The following is a 22,970-nucleotide window of genomic DNA, read 5'->3' on the forward strand; positions in this document are numbered from 1 at the left end:
CATCATCGCCAACGTGTTAACAGAAGTGAGCGCCCTTATATGGATCGTTTGGCGCGATTTTAAAATCTAACGAAACTCTGCGACGTTATTCGTGAGAAATCCAGGCAAAACGCGGATTTTTGCCCCTCATAAGGGCTGTCAGTTCCGTTAGATTTGCGAAGTGCTGCTTTTTGCAGAAATAACGCCTTTCATTTCCGTTACAGTTGCTCCCGTTCATTTCTTACCGGACACTTGCCCGCAATTTCACCTTTGCACACTTAATAGACAACCTCTATATGTCCGTTAGATTTGGGCGAGGTTAAAAAAAGAACAAATAGCGTCGTTCGCGTCTGTTAGATTTCTTATTTTTTGTTCACAAGTTTTAGAGTTACACAATGTCCTAAACAAACAACAAAAAGCCCGGCAAACCTCTATGATCGAGGCATTGCCGGGCTGCCCATTTAGTATTTCTTTAGCAGTTCTTTAGTAGTTCTGCCTCTCCACCTGCAAGCCCTTCGGCAGCGCAAGCATTAGCATTGGTCTTACAGAATCGGTAACGAACCCTCCGTCTCTGCGGGGGACTGTTCCGATCACGATGTACATCGTATCCCCGACAACTTTCGTCCGCCAGATATCGTCGTTGATAGATGCGATCGGCCCCTCCGACCAATAACGAATTTGTCCCATAAGATGGGCTTCGCGAGTTTCCGACTCGTTTAACGTCACGCCGTCTGTCGCCTGGACGATGACCTTGGTCACCTCAGCCGGGATGGCGACGCCGTCCGTGTCGACGTATGCCGTGCGCTGCGTCATCTGCAATCCGGAGCGCAGCTCGTCGAAGACGCCCGTCGACATCAGCAGAGCAAGCAAAAGACTAGCCGCGCCGATCAGGCCGACAAAGAAGACGCTGATCCAGTCGTACCGGACGACGGTATCGCGGCTTCCGGACATTTTCAGATGAATCAGCAGCTCCGCGCCCAACAGGACAAATACGATGGGAGCGACCCATAGCAGCAACTCGTAGGCTTCCGTATCTTGCCAGAGGGAAACGGCAAAAGCCGTCCCCATCAAAATTAACGTAATGCCCATCGATAACGAGCCGACCCGCCATGTCCGGAGCCCTCGTTCTGCCGCTCCGGCGGATGGAGAGCCTGGCAGCGGCGGCATATTCATTGCGTTCATCGTCCGTCCCCTCCTTCTTTATCCCGTCCCGCAAAATCGCGTTCCGGCGGCATGACCGCGCCGAGCACGCTCTTGCTTCCGAAGGCAAGACGCAGGCCCAACACGATCATGACGAACGCGATGATCGCGGTCGGGAACATATATTTGTACATCAAATACTCGCGAACGATAACCGGAAAACGCTCATTGAGCGCCCGCATCACGATTCGGTCTACGAGGAAGTATGCCCCGAAGCCAAGAAGCGCGATTCCGAACCAACGCTGGTACGGCACGAACATCGGCAGCAGAGGCTCGTCGCTTAGCTCGCCGCGCTCGTAACGGCCAATCTGCTGGAGGGCGTCGAAGAAAGCGAAGCACCAGTAGAGCGGCAGCAAGAACAGGAAGAGCGACAGCCTTAAATTATCCATGACGTAGATGGCCAGCAGGAACCCTCCCATGTATTGAAGCCCCCGCTTCTGCAAGCCCAGATATAAGTGACCTGCACCTGGGAAAATGGACAGGGCGATGGTGAGCACTTTATTTTTATGGCCGGAACCGATATGCGCCTCGAAGCCCTCGAACAACGATTTGTCCTGCAGCTGTTCTCCCCGATGCTTCGCCTGCAGCAATTGAACGGCGTCGAACATGCTGTAAATCCAGATGACCGGCAGCGCCAGCAGGAAGACCAAAATTGCACCGGAGCCCATCACCGCGCTAATGAACACGATAATCGCGAACAACCCGATAAACGAAATAAGGAAGGTAATGCCGCGCTGCGTCAATCCGAGGAACATATGGCCAAGCCCCGGAATGACGGACAACATAATTGTTTTTGATTTCTCTTGCTCCTGCGCGTAGTCCAGCCGACCTCCATGACCGCCATAGACGCCGCTGTAACCCTCGCCGCCATTAGCCTGCGGTCCGTATGCATATCCGCCATCCCCGTAAACGGGGGGATTCCCTTGCAGCCCCGGGGCTTTGCCGGAAATTAACGTAAAAATCATATCCAGCATATTGATGAAAGCTGCCGCGAAAGCCAATATGATCATCATCATGAAGGCATCCGACTCGTAACCTCCGTTCGCAATTTGAATCAATATGCCCAGGCCGATCAAGCCGAAGAATAAACCCGCGTATATCAAACAACGAAAAGGTCTGCCCAAATACGCGTGTCCCGCTCCCGGTATAAACGACAGAAAAAATGCCGCAGCCTTGCTCTTGCGCACCATCACAACTCATCTCCTCTCTGCTTCCCTTAAAAATATCGCAACTGGAATATTCAAACCTTTTACACTCGCTGTTCTTGTCTTCAACCGTTTATTTAAATCGCGAAGCCTGAATGCCTTCCAGCCAGCTTCCCGTACGCTGGACTAACTCGTCAGACCAGGTAGGCTCGACACGCCAAGCGTTTTCGGCATCAGGCTGCGCAGGCATGGCAAGCTGGCTTTCATCCAGCTTCTCCAGTCCGCGTGTAAAATCCGCAAGAGCTCCGGAAGCGAGCAGCAGCAATGTAACCGATGCGGCTATTGTATATTGGACGACTGGCCTCTGCATGAGAGCGGGTCGCCGTTCCATACTTCTTCGCCTTGGCTCGACCGGCTTCATGGAGGCAGACTTCGGCATTGGAACCGGCACTTTAACTTGCCGTTCGGAGGATCCCGCTAACCGCGCGATCACTTTCTCCTCCATCGCCAACAGATCCGGCATCGGCTGCATCTCGCTGCCTGGTCCTCCCGCATCCGCCTCGTCACCTAACATGCTCATAAATAATGCCAGACATCGGTCGCATACCAGCAACTCGTCATCTACGCGCGCACGTTCCGCTTCTCCGAGAGTTCCTCTCGCGTAACCTCTCATGACTTCGGTCGATATATGTCGCATTTCGTTCTCTGTCATTCGAAATCCTCCTTCCGCCAGTGTCGCCTCATCCAGCTTCTTGCCCGGTACAGCCGCGACTCCACGCTCTTGCGTTCCAGACCTGTCTCGGCCGCGATTTGCTCATAGCTTTTCTCTTCCATGTAGAAGGCTTCTACCACCTCGCGATAATGCTCCGGCATGCCGCCGACCCGTTCATGCAAAGCTCTGCTCCACTCCTGCTTCATGGCTACATCCTCGGCAGCGGGGGAGGGCGTCGCATCCAGCATGCCGATCGCAGACACCGACGTTGCCCGCTGCAGCGCTTCCTCGCCGGCTCCCGACAGCTGCTCCGGCCTTCTGGCCTTGCTTCGTTTGTAATCGATCGCTCGATTGACCGCGATGCGGGTGATCCAGCTCTTTAATCCGTCCATACGGTAATTCGGGAGGGAACGGTAGATCTGGATAAGCACTTCCTGCGTTACGTCTTCCGCATCATGCGGCGACTGCAACACGGCGTGAACGGTGTGATAGATATAAGTTCCGTAAGCCTGCACGAACGGTCGATAATGCTCAGGCCCGCCGTCCCGCACAGCCTTGATCCACGCTTCGTCGTGAATGTCGCTCTCCTCCCTTCCCGCTTATATAGACGTCAGCCACTGCAGGAAACCCTGCGCTTTCCTCAAAAATATTTTTTATTTGTTTAAATGTAAGCTTTTATGACATGTAATCGTGGTTCATATTTCATTTTTCATTTATCTGAAAATTGATTTATCTATGTATCGAAACGAATTCAAAAGCATGAACAAGATATTTAATAATGTATGCGTTTTATTAGCCTACTTTTATGTTTGTCATATTATCTAACGTGAATTACGATTTTACCAAGGTTCTCTTATACACATTACTTAAAAGGAGAGATAACATGACACAAACTGTCGGGAAAATGATTGGCAAAAAGGTATTGATCTCTATTCTAGCATTCGCGCTCGTCGCAGGTGCAATCGGTTCATTAACCTGGAGAAACCTGGTCAATGCTGCCGAGCCTATCCCTCTTCCGACCTTCGACATCCCGGCGTTATCCGAAGCGCATCAAACTTCTCCTCTCCCCAACGTCATCGTGGTTGCTACTGGCGGCACGCTTGCCGGCGCAGCCCGCAACGGCGACAAAACGAACTTCCAAAGTTATTCGGCCGGCACTTATACAATGGAAAAGCTGCTCGGCGATTTGCCTCTGCATAAGACAGCAGACGTTTCCTCTTACCAATTCGGCAATAAAGGCTCAGGCGGCTATACGATTCAAGAGCTGTATGATCTGTCGCTTGCCGTGGATGCCGCTCTCGAACTATATGATGGGGCGGTCGTAACAACAGGCACGGACACGATGGAGGAGATCGCCTACTTCCTCGATCTGACCGTACGCAGCGAGAAGCCGGTCGTCGTCACTGGCGCTATGAGACCATGGGACGTTATCGGGACGGATGGACCCGCCAACCTGTATCAAGCGATCAAGGTCGCGGGCAGCGGCAAAACAAAATGGTTCGGTACCGTCGTCATGCTCAACGATGTGATCCACGCCGCTCGCGAAGTGACGAAGTCGAATTCGCATCGCATGGACACGTTCGAGACGCCAATGTTCGGCGCGATCGGTTACGTAGACGACCCTGCGGTTCGTATCTACCGCGCGCCGGCAAGAGCGCTCAAAGCAGGCACGCCGGAATGGGCCTCGCCGTTCGATCTGAAAACGATCGAGAAAACCAGCCTGCCGATCGTCGAGATCGCTTATAACTACCAAGAAGCTGGCGGCGGCGCGATTCGCGGCTTCGTCGAAGACGGCGCGAAAGGCATCGTAACGGCCGGAACGGGCGCTGGCGGCATTTCTTCAAAGATGAGCGCGGCCCGCACGGCAGCTATCCGGGATCATGGCGTCATGTTCGTAACAACGACAAGAACGGGCTCCGGCACGATGTACGGCGGCAGCGGCAATACGATCGCCGGCGATAACCTGAACGCTCAACATGCGCGTATGCTGCTTCTGCTCTCGCTCGCGTTTTCCAGTGACGCGAACACAATCCGCGGCTGGTTCTCCACCTTCGGAACGCAAGACGTGGAAATTTCCGTCGATGAGAACACCGCTTTGACGGCGAGTGTCGATGAGCCCGAAGCAACGGAGCCCGTTGTCGCCGAGCCGGTCGCAACAGAACCTGCCATCGAGCCTACTCCCGCAACTACGCCGGAGGTAACGGAGTCGCCTGCGGCTACGGAAGAAAGTGAAGCTCCGGCCGCTCCTGAAGCGCCAGAACTCGTAACGACACCATAAAAAGGGGGAGGTAAGCAGTCATGACCATATTCCAAACCAACAAGACGCTAAGGAAGCTGCTTGCTCCGCTGCTGGTCGCCGCGCTCCTCGCCACGCTGCTGGCCTCAAGTCCCGGTCCGGCACGCGCGGCGGATGCGCCTCCCTCATTGCCCACCTTCAACATACCGGCCCTATCGCAGACGCATATCGAATCGCCTCTGCCTAATGTTATCGTGGTCGCAACGGGGGGCACGCTTGCCGGCAAAGCCTCGAACAGCACAAGCTTCCAGAGCTATTCGGCCGGTACTTATACGATGGAGAAGCTGCTCGGCGATCTGCCCGTGCACAAGACCGCCGACGTATCCTCGTACCAATTCGGCAACAAAGGCTCCGGCGGCTATACGATGCAAGAGCTGTACGACCTCTCTCTCGCGGTCGACGCGGCGCTGGAGATTTACGACAGCGCGGTCGTGACGACGGGAACGGATACAATGGAGGAGATCGCCTACTTCCTCGATCTGACCGTGCGCAGCCCGAAGCCGGTAGTCGTCACCGGGGCGATGCGCCCCTGGGATGTAATCGGCACAGATGGCCCTGCCAACCTGTATCAAGCCATCAAGGTGGCGGGCAGCAATAAGACCCAATGGTTCGGCACCGTCGTCATGCTCAACGACGTGATCCATACGGCACGCGAAGTGACAAAGTCCAACTCGCACCGCATGGACACATTCGAAACGCCGATGTTCGGCGCGATAGGCTATGTCGATGATCCCGCCGTACGCATCTACCGCCTTACCGCTCGCGCAATGAAGGCCGGACAGGCGGATTGGGCGACTCCGTTCGATCTGCGCGCCATAGCAAAGACGGCGCTCCCTGTCGTGGAGATCGTCTATAACTACCAGGAAGCCGGCGGCGGCGCGATCCGGGCGCTGGTACAGGACGGCGCGAAGGGAATCGTTACGGCCGGCACCGGCGCGGGAGGCATCTCTAGCAAAATGAGCGCGGCCCGCAGCGCAGCCATCCAGGATCACGGCGTCGTATTCGCTTCGACAACGCGAACGGGCTCCGGCTCTACTTCCGGCGGCAGCAACGGCATTGTCGCAGCCGACAACCTGAATCCACAGCACGCGCGCATCATGTTGATGCTGTCGCTCGCGTTTTCCAGCGATTTCAACACGATCAAAAATTGGTTCGAAACGGTAGGAACGCAGGACATTACATCCGCTTTGGAGCAAGCGCCGATATGGGCAGACGGCAGCGCGCTGACTCTGGAGAGCAGATCCACAACGGCCATCGCCTTTGCTTGGCCGCTAGCATTGGACGATGAGAGCATTAACGGCTATTCGGTATACGTCACGGGCAAAGATGTACCGATCGCACGCCTCTCCGCGACAACCAAATCCTACTCTGCGAGCGGCTTGTTGCCGGGAACCTCCTATTCCTACACGGTCAAAGCCATTGATAACAGCGGTCTCGAAAGCGCGCCTTTGATAGGCTCATTCTTTACGGATTCGCTACCGACGCCTGGCGGCGGAGGCGGCGGCACGACAACGCCGATTAGCAAGACGGAAGGAATGATCCAACCGGCTAACGGAGGCTCCCTGACTCTCGAGCAACAAATAACGCTGAACGTGCCGAAAGGCGCGACCGAAGGCGAGACTAAGATGTCTATCGAGAAGCTGCTGAACTCTGCGGTACCGGGCAGCCAGCCGGGAGACCTGGCAACGTCGGTCTACGAACTGTTAAAGGACCGTATCGGCAACTTCCTTGTACCGGTCACATTAACCTTTAAGTTCGACCCTTCTCTCGTGAAGGAAGGACAAAAAGCCTCCATCTTCTACTTCGACGAAGAGCTGAAGCAATGGGTTGAGATCGGAGGCACCGTCGAAGGAGACACCATCACCGCTCCAACCGATCACTTTACCAAATTCGCGGTATTCGTCGTAGATAACGAGACGGCGCAGGAACCGGAAATTTCCTTCACGGACATCGTCGGCCACTGGTCGGAAGAAGCGATTAAGGAAGCCGCAGCCGCCGGCATCGTGCAGGGTTACGACGACGGCACGTTCAAGCCGGAGAAAACCGTCACCCGCGCAGAATTCGCCGTCATGCTGATGAATGCCTTGCAAGCGGAAGAGAGCGGAGCGCCGCTCGCCTTCACGGACAATTCCGCGATCGGCTCATGGGCTCGGACAGCTATCGCCCAAGCGCTGCAACGCGGCATTGTCGGAGGATATCCGGACGGCAGCTTCAGACCTGGAGCCACGATTAATCGGGCCGAGATGGCCTCCATGATCGCCAAAGCGATTTCGCTTCCGACAGGCGGAACCGCGGCAACGAGCTTTGCGGATAACGCAGCCATCCCTTCGTGGGCGCTTGGAGCCGTCAAGTCCGCGGCCGACGAAGGCATTCTGCATGGCCGCACGGGCAACCGTTTCGTCCCGCAAGGGACGGCGACCAGAGCCGAAGCCGTAACCGCCATTCTAAATATGCTGAAGTCAGACAAGTAGCAATGCGCACAAAACAAGCTGTCCCGGCCATCTTTATGGCCGGGACAGCTTGTTTAATTATGATTGGAATTCGATGCGGCAACACGGCATGACCGACGGTTCCCGCAAGCTATGCTTGCTCGTCAAGCAGTACCCGCTCCTCAGGCTGGAGGCCGTCCCGGGAGAGACCTCGACCGAAGTCTTCTCATTGTCGGTCGCATCCTCTTATTGAAGCTTCTCCTTCAGTTCCTCCGGCGAGCGATCCCACCACTCCGCGTTATGCTCGACAAGAAGCTTGCGCAGCGCCGCCTTTTCGGTTTCTCCGAGATTCTCCAGCATGTAGCGGCGCTTGATCGCGTAATCCAGGCGATTTACATGATCGGCGAGAATCTTCCAGCCCCGCCTCGCTTCCGTATCGACCAGCATCTCGCAAGAAGTAACACCCGCGTAATAGGAACCCTCATCGTTACGATCGACGGCGACCCACACGATCCAGCACGGACGACCGTTCGGCGTGTCTTCCTTGTTCGGGGTGAACTTGATGCCTCGTTCCACCTTGCTCTTTGCATGCATAATGCCAACGTCGATGTAGGCGACGCCGTCGTCGATCATCACGCACGCCACATCGCTAAGGTCGATTGACCCCGCGCCGAAGCCTTTATGTTTTTTGTTGCTCACCACGTTGAGCGACAAGGATTTCTTTTCTTTCGCCGCCGGCTGCTCCGGCGTATTCCCTTGCTCCGTCACGCTTATCCCACCTTCCCGTACAATAATTCCATTTTAGCTAATAATCTTGGAATTGCAAACATATACATGCCTTAGATGCTTGTCAACGGGAGGGAAACGTTCAATGACTCCACGCAATGTCAAACGGTTAATATTCGGTTTGCTCGCGGCCTTATTGCTCGTCATATCCGTGCAATTCGGCTTCGGGAACGCTTGGCAATCGCAGTATACATTCGCTTTCGCCCCTGCCGCCGGCGCCTCCAAGGCCGCCCCGCCTGCCGCAAATTCGGCCAAGCCGCAAGTTGTCCAGCAGCCGGACAATAACCTGCCCGCAAAGCCGGAAAGTCTGAGCAAACGGGTCGTCGAATACCATATCAACGTCTCCTTGCGCGAGGATGGTCAGCATCTGGACGGCGTGCAGGACGTTACTTGGACGAACCCTGGGCACAAGGCCGTATCGGAGCTTTATTTCCACCTGTATCCTAATGCCTTCCAATCCCCCAAGACCACCTTCATGACGGAATCCGGCGGCAAGCTGCGGCAGGACAAGGCTACGCTGAACAGCCGCAGCTACATCGAGCTGCTCACGCTCGAGACGCTGGAGGGCGAAAGCCTTCTTCCCAGGCTGCAATACATGCAGCCCGACGACGGCAACGTCAACGACTATACGCTCGTCCGCCTCAAGCTGCCGGAACCGGTCGCCCCGGGCAAGTCGGTGACGCTTAAGATGAGCTACGAGGTCAAGCTTCCAGAGGTGTTCGCGCGAATGGGCTACTCCGGAGATTTCGTTATGGCCGGCCAATGGTTTCCCAAGCTCGCCGTGTACGAAACCGTCGGCATGCGCGGTCGGACGAGCGAAGGCTGGAATGTCCACCAGTATCATGGCAACTCGGAATTTTACAGCGACTTCGGCATATACAGCGTGCGGATTACCGTGCCGGAAACTCATATCGTCGCCGCCACAGGCTTCCAGACCAAGCCGGTCGTGACGAAGGACAGAAAGAAAATCTTCCAATTCTATGCGGAAGACGTGCACGACTTCGCATGGTCGGCCTCTCCCGACTTCGTCTACGAGGAGACCGTCCATTCAGACAAAGGCATTCCCGGCGTACGGATCAAGCTGTATCTCGATCCGCTGCATGCCGAGCTCAAGGAGCGTTACTTCCACGCTGCCAAGTCGGCTCTGTCGAACTATGCCCGCTGGTACGGCTCCTACCCGTACAACACCCTCTCCATCGTTGTTCCGCCTGCCGGCGCGAACGGCGCGGGGGGCATGGAGTATCCAACGTTGATAACGGCCTTCGGAGCCATGAATGCGAACCCGGGCTACGATCTGGAGCGAACGGTCGTACATGAGATAGGCCATCAATATTGGTATGGCATGGTCGCTTCCAATGAATTCGAAGAAGCCTGGCTGGACGAAGGTTTCACCTCCTATGCCGAAGACAAAGTGATGGAAGCCACGTACGGCATAACGCCGAATCTTCGCTTGGAAGCCAGCTATATGACGGATCCCGCTCCGCTCAAGCAGCCGTCGTGGGCCTACGACGACTCCAGCCAATATGCGGAGAATGTCTATATGCGGGCCAAGCTTGTGCTCGTGGATATCGAGAACAAGGTCGGCGAGAAGCTGATGGAGCGGATTATGCGAACTTACTTCCAGAAGTATAAATTCAAGCATCCGACCACCGGCGACTTCCAGCGTGTAGTGGAACAAGTCACGAAGGCAAAATGGACGGACTACTTCAACCAATACGTCTACAACAGCGAAATGGCCGACGTTTCCGTCGAAGCCATCCAGGTTCAGCCTTTTCAGCAGGACGGCGGAACGATGTACGAATCCACGGTGCTCATCCAGCGCAACGGAGGTTTGACCGGTCCCGTGCCGATCGTCTTCCATTTTAGCGACGGCTCGTCGATTACCAGGGAATGGTCGAATTCCGAGACGCATATTCAGTACACCGAAGTTTCGGAATTCCCGCTCCATTCCGTCACCGTCGATCCCGATCAGAGCAACGTGCTGGACAACAAGCTCATCAACAACTTCATGATGGCAGAGCTGCCGAGCGAGTCGCGTACACGCTGGAGCCTGGCAGCCATTAAGCTGGTGGAGAGCCTGCTCGGCGCGATTGGCTGGTAGCCGCCCCCGGAGCAACAAACCTATCCTTCGCACGCAAGGAGCGATTAACGATGAAGACTCATATTACGCAGGGCTGGAAGCTGGCGCTGAGACACTTCCACCTGGTGCTGCTTTTATTCCTTTATCAATTCGCGTGGGGCTTCTTCTTATACCGCGCGATCGACGGCACCATTGCGCCTATCCTGCGGCGGTTGCCCCATTCCGGCTCATCCGAAGCGGTCATGCGGCATTTCATAACCGAAGCGCAGATCCAGCTGTTCAAAACAGATCTCGTAGAGCCCTACCTCTGGATGCTCGGAGGACTGTTCCTTGCTCGCATGCTGCTGACGCCGCTGTTCAATGCCGGCATCCTCTACTCGCTTAGCGAGCAGTCCCGATCCGCCGGGGGCAAGACACGCTTCCTCGAAGGCGTGCGCCGGACATGGCGGCCGATCGCGCTTCTCTACCTGGTGCAGTCTGTACTCACCCTACTGCCTAGCGTATGGTTCGTGCCGCGCGGGTTGGAGGCGCTCATCCACAGCGCTTCCTACGAGGAGCTGGCGCTCACGCTGCTGCCCGGCATCTTAGCCTGGGCCGCTTGGGGCGCGCTGCTGCACCTGCTGTTCCTCGCGATGCAGTTCGGCGCCGTCTCCGGAGAGAACATTTTCGCTGCGTTATGGCGTTCGGTTCGGTTATTCCTGCCCTTCGCCGGTCTTTCCCTGCTCATGTGGGGCATTGCGGGCGCGCTTGGTCTCGTCGTAAGCAGCATGTCGCTTCTCTGGGCCGGTCTCATCGCGATCATCGTCCACCAGTGTTATTACCTCGTACGAACTTTGCTAAAGGTATGGACGATCGCGGCGCAATTCGAATGTCTGCAGACAAAGTGAGGAATACGGTTGGTTGGGTACGGTTGGTTGGGTACGGTTGGTTGTCTGGTTTGACAGCCTCTATGAGCTTTTTAAGACGAAATCACCGTTTGCCGCAATCCCGGAGTTGGCGTGATGCCGAGTCCGGGAATCTGCATGCGACGTAGCGCCAAATCAGAAACTCTACATGCGACGTGGCGCCAAATCAGAAACTCTACAAGCGACGTGGCGCCAGTTCCGAGACTCTACATGCGACGTAGCGCCAAATCAGAAACTCTACAAGCGACGTGGCGCCAGTTCCGTGACTCTGCATGCGACATGGAGCCGAATCTGAGACTCTGTATGCGACGTGGCGCCAAATTCGTGACTCTGCATGCGTTGTCTCGCTCGCCTTCTGCTCCCGCCCACTCCCTTGTCCGCTTGTCGACGATACAGTGGACGAGTTACTTACCTGACAGTCTTTTAGAAGGAATTCCTCCCTCTAATCCGACCATTCGAACTCCTTTATCCAACTTTAGTGGAAATCCTCCCTCTATTCCTTTGGTTCTTACCACTTTGCCGGAAATCCAGCATAATTATAGGGAGGTTTTCCTCTTATACACCCCATTCTGCCGTTATCAGAGTCTTTAGCGGGAGGTTTTCCCTTTATTGGTGCTCAGCCCCCTTTTTTCTTTCAAAAAAAATGCACATGACTCTCACCGAACTCTCACATTTAACATTCTCACTTTGACCGACTCCATTGTTCGCATCTTCTGTATCACTATCCCATTATCGGGTAGTCCTCTCCACTAACCTTCGGCCAGCCTCTTCCTCCGTATCCAACCATTAATCTACTTCAACTGACCGCTCCCCACACTATTCGCACATTTCGATTAAACGTCCTACCATTTCCGCACGCCAAAAAACCCGCCTTCTTCAATAGCAAGCGGGCGTGGTTAGGTCGTCTTTTAGCGAAGATTCAAGGCCGGTTTTCACAAAGATTCGAACGACGGCACCATGAACGTGCTCGTCCTGTCAAACATGATGTCCCTCTACCTTTTTAAGGCGCAGGAAGTCGCCCAGCATCGCGAATCTCCATGGCAGAATCATGCCAAACGCCAGCAAGTAAAAGAGCGCTCCCGTCTGCGGAATCGACATATACTGCTCGACGATGCCATGCAATAGCAGGCGGATAAGAAAGAGCGTAATCATAATCGCGATGAACGCCTTGGACCGCCGCACGAAAATATGCTCCTCTACCCGTTCCATCTGCGTCGTAACGATAAGAGGGAACGCAAAGATGAGCAGTCCTGTTCCGAACGCGGATACTCCCCACAGCCAAGGGATGTGCGTCACGGGGAACGCGAACATCGCGAGCCCCGTTGCCATGCCGAGCGGCGGAATAACAATTTTCTTAAGCGTCGCCGGCTTCTTCCCCGCCCTCATGCGCAGTACGATCAAGGTGATGCCCGCTAGCGCGGAGAACGCTATAGATAAAATTTGTACGATTGGATTCGACCACACAAGCAAGCGCCTCCCTTAGTACGATCCTCGGATATGCGCATGCACATGATCCTTGTAGAATGCGCGAACCCGGTCCATCTCATCGTCAGAGAACGGCTGAACATGGAGCGCGGAGAGATTGTCTTGCACCTGCTGGACATTTTTGAAGCCAGGGATGACGCAGGTGATCGCCTCGTGGTCGAGCAGCCAGCGCAGTGACGCTCGCGCCATATTGTCGCGGCCTACCTCGATCCAGCGCAGCTGCTCCGCAAGCTCGACGCCCTTGGCGAAGCCCAGTCCCGCGAACGTCTCGCCCACGTTAAACGACTCGCCATTCTCATTGAAGCGGCGATGATCGTTCTCTTCGAACGCCGCCGCGGATTCCGCGGCGAATTTGCCCGTCAGGAGACCGCTTGCCAGCGGGAGCCGGACCAGGATGCCGACGCCTTTCTCCTGCGCTTCGCCCAGAAGGCGCTCCGCAGGTTTTTGACGGAACAGGTTAAAAATGACTTGAAGCGCTCGGACGCCCGGCTGCTCCAGACAGAACAACCCTTCTTCCACGGATTCGACGCTAACGCCGTATTCCCGGATCTTTCCTTCTTCCTTGAGCTTGTCCAGCACGCCGAAGACGTTGCCTGCCTTCAAGATCGACAGAGGCGGACAATGAATCTGGTACAGATCGATTCGCTCGCGTCCCAGTCTTGACAGGCTGCCTTCCAAATAAGCGCGTACGGATTCCTCCGAATACGTGGCCGGATCGTGGATGTCCCCCGCTCTGCAAAACTTGGTCGCTATGTAGATTTGGTCTTCCTTGCCCTTGGTCGCTTGCGCCAGCAACCGCTCGCTGTGACCGTCTCCGTACACATCTGCCGTATCGAAGAAGTTGACGCCGTCATCAATTGCCGCCTCCAGCGCGCTCAGAGAATCCGCGTCGTCCTTGCTGCCCCAGGAGCCGCCGATCGCCCAGGTGCCAAAGCTGATCTCGCTAACTTGCATATCGGATGAGCCTAATGCCCGGTAATTCATCGCAATGTACCCCCTACAGGAGATGATGTGACACTCCTTCAGTTTACCCTTGTGATGGCTTGCAAGCAAATTGCGAGTACCCGCTTCCATCACGCTTCCAGGCGAGGCACCGATAGATCAGACTGGCAGGATTGGCTTCCACACCAGCTCTTTACTGCTCGTCCAACAGCCCCTTGAACCACTTGCTCGCGAAGCCGTGCGCCCCGATGCCGTAACTCAGCGTCTTCATTTGGAATTTCATGATCGGCTCATATTCGACGGGAACGGGCTGCCGTTCCAGCTCCTTCTCCAAGCCGGCAAGCTGCCGTTCCATCGCTTCCATCTTGGCGACGAGATCGGCCAGAATCCCTTTCGCCATTGCTTTATCTTGAATCAGCCCCAAAAAATAAAGCTTGGACAAAGCCGTTACTTCCAACTTGCTTTCGTCCGCCTCCCCGTTCATCCATGCCATAAAAGCAGCCTGCCCTTCGGCCGTGATGGCATACACCTTCTTGTTCCTGCCTTGCGCCGTCTCTTCGCTGTAGGTTGCCCAACCTTTGGCCAGAAGCTTCTTAAGAGAGGTCTGCAGACTGCCGTAGCTTGCGCTATAGAACAGCGAAATACCTTGTCGGAACGATTGATTCAACTCATAAATCGTCATCCCTCGAATCATGAGCAAGCCCAAGACTACGAATTCCATCCCGTACGCCTCCCGTTTACAAATTTCATAGATTGACAGGACAAACCGCCTGATATTACTATTAGTTATATACCTAAAAGTAACATTAACATATAAAAAAACTTCTATCTACTGTGGTAAACTCAAATCCCCTACAAGGAGCCGATTGATTCATGACACATGCCGCTTTAGACCGCTACTTCGCGAAAGTGGCCAAAAAAAGCAAAAATCCGTCCAACTTTCAATTGCTTGTGCATTCCGACAAGCTGGATTTGCATTATACGTTTGCCACGAACTCTATTCATACCCCATTCCACATTGCCAGCGTGGGCAAAACATTTACCGTTGTCCTGCTGGCCTTGCTCGAAGAACGGGGACAACTATCCTTCGGCGATCCCATCAGCCGATACCTCTCACCAAGCGTGTTGTCCGGCCTCTTTCTATTCGAAGGCGTTCATTACGACAAGCAAGTGACGATCCAGCATTTGGTCGGCCATACCTCCGGCGTAAACGATTATTTTGAGGGGAATGTACATGACGGACCTCCCTTCCTTGACCTCCTTCTGAACGAATCGAATACGTTCTGGACGCCTGCGAGCCTGCTGGACTTCACTCGGCATCAGCAACGCACGGTAGGTGCACCGGGGCAACGTTACCTGTACTCCGACACTGGCTACATCCTGCTCGGTTTAATCATTGAAGCCATTACGGGCGAGTCGTTCCACGACAATCTTCATCGTCATTTGTTTATCCCCATTGGCATGAAGGATAGTTACTTGATGTTCTACTCCAAACCTTACAACAAATCGGAACTGCCTATAGAGGAAATTTGGATAAATGGCCGCGAGATCAGCAAGTTCCGCAGCTTAAGCTGCGACTGGTCGGGAGGAGGAATCGTCTCTACCGTTTCCGATCTGCACCTCTTCCTCCGCGCTCTGAAAGAAGGACGTCTCGTCAAGACGGACCGTCTGCGGGAGCTCGCGCTTCCCCGGCATAAATTCCGCGCCGGCATGCACTACGGCCTGGGCCTCATGGAAATCCGATTCGAGGAGTTCTTCTTCCTGCTGCGCGGATTCCCTCGGCTGTGGGGACATAGCGGGGTTTTGTCCACGCATTTGTATTACGATCCCGAGAACGACGCATACATCATTATGAATATGGGCTCCACCCGCAGCATGCCCAAGAGCTTCAAAGCCATTATTCAGATCATTACCGCGCTGCGCGCCGCAGCAAAAAAGACCCTGAGCTAGACTCGTTCCAGATGTACTCCATAAAGGATACTTCCAGCTTTCAAGAGAGCACGGAACCGTATGCCTATTCCGAAAGCAGCACAATTCCGTCAATAGTTAGGAGGGTTGCTGAAACCCTTATTGCAGATGATCGTCCGCTAGCCGATAACCCGCCCCGCGTACCGTAACGATATATCGGGGCGAAACCGCGCTGTCCTTCAGCTTCTTGCGCAGACTCTTGATATGAACGTCTACCACATTGCTGCCGCCGTAAAATTGCATGCCCCATACGGAATCGAGCAGATTCTCGCGAGTCAGTACGGACCCATCCGACGATACAAAATGCAGCAGCAAATCGTATTCGGTCTTCGTCAGCTCGATCCGCTGTCCCCCGCGCGTGACTCTCATCCGTCGCTGATCGATCCGGATATCCTTGAACGTTCGGAAATCCTCGTCGTTCCTGAGTAAGTCGACAGGGTTCCCGGCTTCCATGCCAGCGACGGCGGATCCTGCCGCGACCAACGCGCTCGCCGGCCGTTCCTCCAGCATCCGGTTAATGCGGGACAACGCCGCCTCCGGATCTGAAGGCCAAACGAGGAGCTCCGCGCCCGATAATTCCGCGTTGCCTCGTGTCTCATAGGCTTCGCCGTTCAGCAGCACCAGCACGGGCACTCCGTGCGCCCGCGCCGCCTGCAGAAGCTCGGCCCCTCCTTGCAGCGTATGCGAGGAAGCAGCAGCGGCCGACTTGTCGACAGGCAACGCGTCATAGACGAGCAGCTCCGGCTGCAGCGCGGGCAGAAGCCCTGCCGTAAACTCGTGAAGCGAGAAGACGTCGAAGCAGTCGCCCGACAGCTTTACAAGCAGACTGCGAACGCGATCCGGCAGCGGGCTGATCAGCATGACCCGCTTCGTAAGGGAACACAATACGCCTTCCGTGAAATCCGTTATGGCTAGCTCTTCGCGCATGTCTCGCACACTCCTTCCAGCACGACGTGAGCGTGCTCGATCACGAATTTCGTTTCGTCCGCCACAGTCGAGACCCAGCTCGCAGGCAGCTCAGTCAGCACCTCGCCGACGCGCCCGCATTTCGTGCAGACGATATGCTGGTGATCTTCGGTTCGGGCATCATATCGGCTGACCGCTTCGCCTAGCTTCAGCTCTCTGATCAGACCCACGTCGGCCAGATAACGCAGGGAGTTATAGACGGTGCCATAGGCGAAGTTAAAGCCTTTGCTCCGCAGTCTCTCGATTACGTCCGCCGCAGTAGGATGATCATGCGATCCTTGAACGACCTCGTAGATCGCTTTCCGTTGTATCGTCAGGTTTATTTTCGCCATAGTCGGTTTATACCGCCTTTTATGATTTTAGACTAAGTATAAATATAAATTGGTGAATTAGCAATGGCTCCCCCTCTTTAAAAGGCTTATCTGCTATATTCGGCACATTAGTAAGCATAGGGTAGTTTTCATCGCTAATAGAAATGATCTTTTTTAACGCTTATCGCCTTAAACAGCATAAACTTTTTACACAATTAAATAATCTGAATATTTACAAAATTAAAATAATGGGTTATACTAAAGCCATCCTACACGAGAGGGGATAGTCCATTGAAGCACGTTAGCGAAGCATGCCTTACGAAGTGAGGTATCGAAGATCGATGCCGGGGCATGTGGGCAGAAGAGCGATTGACGAGAACGGGACGTCAGCCTTTAAGAGTTGTTGGATATGAAATACTTACCGAAAGGATGGCGTTCAAGAGAAATTGAGGAAGCCATGGATTGGAGCGTTAGAATAAATTGAATAGTTGTCACATCAGAAAGTGAAGGGATTCCGGTTGCCACAGGACAAGCGGAATCCCTTTCATTTTGTCTAAATACGTACTTACAGGATGGGACTGAGCAGGCGCGAAACGGATTCCTTGAACCGGTTGAACAGCGGTCTGCGGTTATAACGCTCCATCGTCAGCTCGAAAGAATTCTCCGAATCCTCCAAGAAGATGTCTGCAAGCTCGGCTGCCGTGTCTTCGTCATAGATAAAGGCATTTATCTCGAAATTCAGCTTAAAGCTGCGAATATCCAGATTGGCCGTCCCTACGGATGCGACCATGCGATCGACGACGAGCGTCTTCGCATGCAGGAAACCCTCCTTGTACAGGTACACTCTAACTCCGCTCTCCAGCAAATCCCCCAGAAACGATTGCGTCGCCCAATACACGAAGAAGTGATCGGGCTTGCTCGGCAGCATGATGTTTACGCTGACGCCGGACAAAGCTGCGATGCGCAGCGCGGTCATGAGACTTTCATCCGGTACAAAATATGGCGTCTGCAGGCAGATGGTATGTTTGGCGGAGTAGATCATTTTGATATAGGCGTTCTTGATTTCCTGATACTCGGTATCCGGTCCGCTGGCCACAAGCTGCATGCCGATTATGCCGTTGACGTTGTGCGGGTAAGGGAAGTATGCCGGTCCCAGAGGCATCTTGGTCGCGACCGCCAGATTCCAATCCATCAGGAACTGGGCCTGCATCTGCAGCACCGCCCCGCCCTGCACCTTAAGATGCGTATCCCGCCATGCGCCGAAATGTTTATTCAGCCCCAAATACTCGTTCCCGATATTAAAGCCGCCGATATATCCAATCCTGCCGTCGATGATCGCCAGCTTGCGATGATTGCGGTAGTTGATCTTTAAATTAAGGAAGGGAATCCGCGATGGGAAAAACGCTGCCTCTTTGCCCCCTACTGCCCGAAGCTCCCGAAAATATTTTCTCGGCAATGCCAGACTGCCGATCTGGTCGTACAGAAACCGAATCTCAACGCCTTGCGAAGCCTTCCGCACAAGCGCGTCCATCAGCCGACGGCCAAGCGCGTCATCCCTTACGATGTAGTAGACGAGATGGATATGATGTTCGGCATTCTCGATATCGGTCAGCAGCTCATCGAACTTCCGGTTGCCGTCCGTAAAGATCTCGATCTCGTTGTTGTTCGTGTACAGTGCATAGCTCGTAGTCAAATTCATGTACATCATATCCTGGTACTTGGCCATTTCGCTGCCCTCGGGAAACATCTCTCTGCGCTCCAGCATGATGCTCTGCTTCTCCAGCGCCTCCTCGATAATGCGACGGTTCTCTCCGAGCAATTTGTTTAACTGCCGCTTGCGCACCTTCTGTCCCAGAATCAAATACATCACGAAACCGAGCACGGGAATAAAGAACAGAACCATGAGCCACGCCCAAGTCGAGCTGGCATTGCGCCGTTCCAGAAAAATGACCGTGATCGCGAGGAAAATATTTAATAGAATGATGACGAATGAAAAGTTTTGCAGCAAATTCATGGGGACATCCACGCCTTTCGCATCGCTGTCTTCTAACGTTTCGAACGCTGAATCCTGCGCGGATCACCGTTCCGTCATGCGCCTTATTGGACTGACAGCAGGAGGATTCCAGTCTTATTGTGTTACCGGAACCGCATTATAATACTCTTCCAAGGTCAGCCCGGATGACGCGAGCTCGCCTGCAAGCTCCGCTCCTACATAACGAAGATGCCACGGTTCGTACTGGTAGCCCGTAATTTCGTCCTTGCCCTTCGGATACCTGATGATGAATCCGTATTCCGAAGCATGCTTCGCCAGCCATGCCGCTTCCTTGGTATCTCCGAAGCAGTCGGCTGCCGCGCAAGAGCCATCGCTTCCGGACAAGTCTACGGCGAGTCCCGTCTCATGCTCGCTGGTACCCGGGAGGGCGCTGTACGTTCTCGCCTTCTCGTAGCCGTCTCTCTTCACGTACCGATCGAACAGCTTCGTTTGTGTCGCGTGAGAACGATAAGCCGATACGCCGGCCAGATAGATGCCGTCCTCTTCCGCTCCGGCGAACAGCTTCTCGAGCGCCTCGGCGGCTTCCTTCCGAAGCATCCGCTTCTCCACCTTCTCCGAGAAGATAAACTTCACATCAGGGTACACCAGGTCGTCCGGCTCGTAATCCTCCGGCAGCTTGTTGAACGGGTTCACCAGCGCAGTGGCGCTATGCGGCTCCGCGATGACGGCGATATCCCCGTTTTCTCCGCGGGAAATACCTTCTTCGCCGCTGGCTCCGGGTGTATTTCCGGTTCCCGGGGTCGTTGTTGCAGTCGGCTTCGGTTTGTTCGTCTCGGCAGGCTTGTCCGTTGATTTGTTGTCCGATCCTCCGTCCGGATCCGGCACGCTGATGCCGCCGCCGGTATTGGAGTTTCCAGCTCCAGGCACATCCCCTTCGAGCTCCCCGCCCGCCTGGCCGTCTCCATCATCTATGCCCTCAGCCAGCTTGGGCGGCTGTGCGGCTCCGCTTGCAGGATCGAATAGTCCGTATTCCTGTGCTACAAAGTAACCTCCAGCTAATAGAAATCCTGTCAAAACAATCGCCAAAAATGGCTTTTTCTTCCTCATTTTCGTTCCTCCTGCAGTTTAAGGGCTGTTTTGCCTTTTGACTTTTGGTGTAAGAAAGGAGCATAATGATAATGTCTTTACAATAAGTATACTAATATTCTCTGAACGCCAAAGAAAAAAGCAAAGCGGCTTCCTCGAAAAGAGATAGAGATAAGCCTGTTTGTGCTGTGAAAGGTAGGGGTGCTTTCCTAATGTCAACTCTAGCATCTGGACGATTGCTCGGTACTCGTCCTATATTGTTTTTCTCGATCATCCTGCTACTCAAAAGCTTTTTAGCATGGACAGTCGTTTTCCCGGACGGTGCGTCCTGGACAACCCTTCTTAAGGAAGTTCCTTTTGTGCTGATCGTTTTTAGCCTGATCGAATGGTTCGCAAGCAAGCGCAAGTTCACGTACTATCTAATCGCGAACCTTGCCATGACTTCTATTCTATTTGCTGTCATTATGTATTACAAGTATTACGGCGTTATCGTCGATTATTCGGCCCTGCAGCAGGTCAATCAGGTAACCGCGGTAAAGAACAGCGTGTTCTCGCTGATGGATCCTCAATATTTGCTGATCTACATCGACGTTGTCCTGATGATCGGTCTGCTGTTCTTCCGCCGGAAGGCGAAGGAAGTTAAAAAAGCCTTCACTCGCAAGGAGAATAAGAGAGTCATGATCGCCGTGCTGTCCGTATCGTTGGCGCTTTGCTTGTTCAACGTCCTGCCAAACAGCGCCAGCATGAACGAAATCGTCAAGGCGGAGCAAATGGGCATCCTTAACTACGAAGCTTACCGTATTCTGGCTAACAAAGAAATCCAGTATGTCGATTCTTCCGAAATTACGCAAGAGAAGATTCAGAATGTAAAGAACGTCCAACCGCCCGCTGAACCTAAGCTGTTCGGATCGGCGGAAGACAAAAACCTGATCATTCTTCAGATGGAATCCATGCAAAACTTCCTGGTGGGCCTGTCCATCGAGGGTCAAGAAATTACGCCTAACTTGAACAAGCTGGTGAAAGAGAACAGCTACTTCTCCCACTTCTACCAGCAAGTCGGCCAAGGCAATACGTCGGATGCGGAGTTCGTCGTCAATACGTCGCTGTACATTCCTCCGCGGGGTGCCGCGACGCAAGTGTATGCGGGCAAGGAGCTTCCTAGCTTGCCGAAGCTAGTGAAGTCGGTCGGCTACGACACGGCAACGTTCCATACGAACGTCGTTGAGTTTTGGAACCGCGCCGAGTTGTATAAGGCTATCGGCTTCGATCGTTATTACGATGCCGAATTTTTCGGAACGGAGGATGCGATCTTCTTCGGCGCCTCCGATGAAATGTTGTACAAGAAATCTATCGAGGAGCTTGACCGCATGAACGCGAGCGGCAAGCCGTTCTATACGCAGATCATCTCCATGACGGCGCATCATCCTTACACGATACCGCAGGAGAAACGTCTGATCGACCTGCCCGACCGCTTCGACGGCACGCTGGTGGGCGACTATATCGAGTCGCAAAACTATGCGGACCACGCGCTGGGCGAATTCATCGACGACCTGAAGGCCCGCGGCATCTGGGACAACAGCCTGATCGTGCTGTACGGCGACCATCTCGGCTTGCCGATCTACTCGCTCGACAACGGCGAGAAGGACCTGATGGCCGAAATTTACGGCCGCGAGTACACGTATACCGATATGATCAACATACCGCTTGTCGTCGTTAATCCGGGCGACGAGGCGCCGGCTACGTATGACCAGCTTGGCGGACAAGTCGACATCTTGCCGACGATCGCCAACCTGCTTGGTCTGCCGCTGGATAATCAGATGCATTTCGGCCAGGACTTGTTCAATCAATCGTACAACATTCTTCCTCAACGTTATTATTTGCCGTCCGGCTCCTTCTTAAGCAGCGAAGAGCTGTTTATGTCCGGCAGCGGCTTCAACGACGGCAAACATTACCCGCTAGCGGGTAACGGCAATAACGAGCAGCAATCGACCGAAGAGGAATTCGACCGTGCGCTGGAACTGCTTAATCTGTCCGACAGCTTCGTGCAGTCTCTGCCGAACTGGAAGAAAAAATAAATCCCGCATAAGCGAACAGAGCCCTGCCTCCAATTGGAGGCAGGGCTCTGTTGTTTGCGCATGTTGCGCTAGCGAGACTTTTCGAGCGAACGTAAAGTTAAGTTAACCTTTTACCGCTTCAAGCACCTCTTGTACATGGCCCTCGACGCTGACGGCGCGCCATTCGCGAATGAGCTTGCCTTCCTCGTCGATCAGGAACGTCGAACGCTCCACGCCGAGGAACGTCTTGCCGCCCCAGCTAAGCTCCTTCCATACGCCGAACAGTTCGGCCACGCCATGATTTGTGTCCGATAACAGCAGGAACGGCAGCTTATGCTCCGATACGAATTGCTCGTGCGACGTTAAATCGTCGGGGCTAATGCCGATCACTTCCGCGTTATGCTCCGCGAACTCTCCATTGTAATCCCGGAAATCGCAGGATTCCGCCGTACAGCCAGGCGTCATGTCCTTCGGATAGAAGTAGATGACAAGCTTCTTCCCGCGATAGTCCTCCGGCGATACTTCCTTCCCGTTCGATGCGAGCAGATTAAAATTAGGCACCAGCTCTCCAACTCTAACAATACCGTTACTCATAAGTTCAGCCTCCTTAGTGTAATTGTATAGAAACCGCAA

19 protein-coding genes are annotated in these 22,970 nt (G+C 54.2%); 6 read left to right on the forward strand and 13 right to left on the reverse strand.

All coding sequences use genetic code 11. The features are described from left to right. Nucleotides 1-462 precede the first annotated feature (462 nt). From H7F31_RS00880 to H7F31_RS00895, 4 genes are all read right to left on the reverse strand, one after another. Complete coding sequence (locus H7F31_RS00880; RefSeq protein ID WP_187102600.1) at nt 463-1,161, reverse strand: hypothetical protein; 699 nt, start codon at nt 1,159-1,161, stop codon at nt 463-465. After that, on the reverse strand, nt 1,158-2,369 hold the full coding sequence (locus tag H7F31_RS00885; RefSeq protein WP_397374625.1) for a hypothetical protein: 1,212 nt from the start codon (nt 2,367-2,369) through the stop codon (nt 1,158-1,160). The genes H7F31_RS00880 and H7F31_RS00885 overlap by 4 nt, the downstream gene beginning before the upstream one ends. Before the next feature lie 88 nt (nt 2,370-2,457). Beyond that, a complete protein-coding gene (locus H7F31_RS00890; RefSeq protein WP_187102602.1) occupies nt 2,458-3,036 on the reverse strand; it encodes a hypothetical protein in 579 nt (192 codons plus the stop codon). Continuing rightward, nucleotides 3,033-3,587, reverse strand: a complete 555-nt coding sequence (locus tag H7F31_RS00895) for a sigma-70 family RNA polymerase sigma factor (RefSeq protein WP_261800255.1) — start codon at nt 3,585-3,587, stop codon at nt 3,033-3,035. The genes H7F31_RS00890 and H7F31_RS00895 overlap by 4 nt, the downstream gene beginning before the upstream one ends. A gap of 332 nt (nt 3,588-3,919) precedes the next feature. On the opposite strand from H7F31_RS00895, the gene H7F31_RS00900 reads away from it, so the two are divergent. Together H7F31_RS00900 and H7F31_RS00905 are read left to right on the forward strand one after the other, a co-directional pair. After that, nucleotides 3,920-5,314 (forward strand): asparaginase, encoded by a 1,395-nt coding sequence (locus tag H7F31_RS00900; protein ID WP_187102603.1) that lies wholly within the window; start codon nt 3,920-3,922, stop codon nt 5,312-5,314. Nucleotides 5,315-5,334: 20 nt separating this feature from the next. Continuing rightward, nucleotides 5,335-7,803, forward strand: a complete 2,469-nt coding sequence (locus H7F31_RS00905; RefSeq protein WP_187102604.1) for an asparaginase domain-containing protein — start codon at nt 5,335-5,337, stop codon at nt 7,801-7,803. Nucleotides 7,804-8,007: 204 nt separating this feature from the next. Here H7F31_RS00905 and H7F31_RS00910 read toward each other — a convergent pair whose 3' ends face one another. After that, nucleotides 8,008-8,529, reverse strand: a complete 522-nt coding sequence (locus H7F31_RS00910; protein WP_187102605.1) for a YwhD family protein — start codon at nt 8,527-8,529, stop codon at nt 8,008-8,010. Between the two features lie 103 nt (nt 8,530-8,632). Between H7F31_RS00910 and H7F31_RS00915 the strand changes: the two genes are divergently transcribed. Continuing rightward, nucleotides 8,633-10,648, forward strand: a complete 2,016-nt coding sequence (locus H7F31_RS00915) for a M1 family metallopeptidase (RefSeq protein ID WP_187102606.1) — start codon at nt 8,633-8,635, stop codon at nt 10,646-10,648. A 50-nt stretch (nt 10,649-10,698) separates the two neighbouring features. Then, nucleotides 10,699-11,514: a hypothetical protein gene (locus H7F31_RS00920; RefSeq protein WP_187102607.1), complete on the forward strand. Its 816-nt coding sequence runs from the start codon at nt 10,699-10,701 to the stop codon at nt 11,512-11,514. A 993-nt stretch (nt 11,515-12,507) separates the two neighbouring features. Here H7F31_RS00920 and H7F31_RS00925 read toward each other — a convergent pair. The 3 genes from H7F31_RS00925 to H7F31_RS00935 form a co-directional block, all read right to left on the reverse strand. After that, nucleotides 12,508-12,996, reverse strand: a complete 489-nt coding sequence (locus H7F31_RS00925; protein WP_187102608.1) for a CcdC family protein — start codon at nt 12,994-12,996, stop codon at nt 12,508-12,510. A 15-nt stretch (nt 12,997-13,011) separates the two neighbouring features. Continuing rightward, nucleotides 13,012-14,001, reverse strand: coding sequence for an aldo/keto reductase (locus tag H7F31_RS00930; protein ID WP_187102609.1), 990 nt, complete (start codon nt 13,999-14,001; stop codon nt 13,012-13,014). Nucleotides 14,002-14,152: 151 nt separating this feature from the next. After that, complete coding sequence (locus tag H7F31_RS00935) at nt 14,153-14,680, reverse strand: PadR family transcriptional regulator (protein WP_187102610.1); 528 nt, start codon at nt 14,678-14,680, stop codon at nt 14,153-14,155. 152 nt (nt 14,681-14,832) lie between these two features. Between H7F31_RS00935 and H7F31_RS00940 the strand changes: the two genes are divergently transcribed. Continuing rightward, nucleotides 14,833-15,909, forward strand: coding sequence for a serine hydrolase domain-containing protein (locus tag H7F31_RS00940; RefSeq protein ID WP_187102611.1), 1,077 nt, complete (start codon nt 14,833-14,835; stop codon nt 15,907-15,909). Nucleotides 15,910-16,026: 117 nt separating this feature from the next. On the opposite strand, the gene H7F31_RS00945 is transcribed toward H7F31_RS00940, so the two are convergent. From H7F31_RS00945 to H7F31_RS00960, 4 genes are all read right to left on the reverse strand, one after another. Further along, complete coding sequence (locus H7F31_RS00945) at nt 16,027-16,854, reverse strand: winged helix-turn-helix transcriptional regulator (protein WP_187102612.1); 828 nt, start codon at nt 16,852-16,854, stop codon at nt 16,027-16,029. Beyond that, nucleotides 16,839-17,225: a Fur family transcriptional regulator gene (locus H7F31_RS00950; protein WP_187102613.1), complete on the reverse strand. Its 387-nt coding sequence runs from the start codon at nt 17,223-17,225 to the stop codon at nt 16,839-16,841. The genes H7F31_RS00945 and H7F31_RS00950 overlap by 16 nt, the downstream gene beginning before the upstream one ends. Before the next feature lie 544 nt (nt 17,226-17,769). Beyond that, the gene (gene cls / locus H7F31_RS00955) at nt 17,770-19,218 is read right to left on the reverse strand and encodes a cardiolipin synthase (protein ID WP_187102614.1); all 1,449 of its coding nucleotides are present in this window, start codon (nt 19,216-19,218) and stop codon (nt 17,770-17,772) included. A 114-nt stretch (nt 19,219-19,332) separates the two neighbouring features. Next, nucleotides 19,333-20,304, reverse strand: a complete 972-nt coding sequence (locus tag H7F31_RS00960; protein ID WP_187102615.1) for a M15 family metallopeptidase — start codon at nt 20,302-20,304, stop codon at nt 19,333-19,335. A gap of 191 nt (nt 20,305-20,495) precedes the next feature. Here H7F31_RS00960 and H7F31_RS00965 point away from each other — a divergent pair, with 191 nt between their 5' ends. Next, nucleotides 20,496-22,358: an LTA synthase family protein gene (locus H7F31_RS00965; protein ID WP_187102616.1), complete on the forward strand. Its 1,863-nt coding sequence runs from the start codon at nt 20,496-20,498 to the stop codon at nt 22,356-22,358. Between the two features lie 102 nt (nt 22,359-22,460). On the opposite strand, the gene bcp is transcribed toward H7F31_RS00965, so the two are convergent. After that, nucleotides 22,461-22,931 carry a thioredoxin-dependent thiol peroxidase gene (gene bcp / locus H7F31_RS00970; RefSeq protein ID WP_187102617.1) on the reverse strand — a complete coding sequence of 157 codons (471 nt, stop codon included), beginning with the start codon at nt 22,929-22,931 and terminating at the stop codon, nt 22,461-22,463. Between the last annotated feature and the right edge of the window lie 39 nt (nt 22,932-22,970).

This window comes from Paenibacillus sp. PAMC21692, assembly GCF_014303795.1.
GTDB classification, from domain to species: Bacteria; Bacillota; Bacilli; order Paenibacillales; family Paenibacillaceae; genus Pristimantibacillus; species Pristimantibacillus agaridevorans.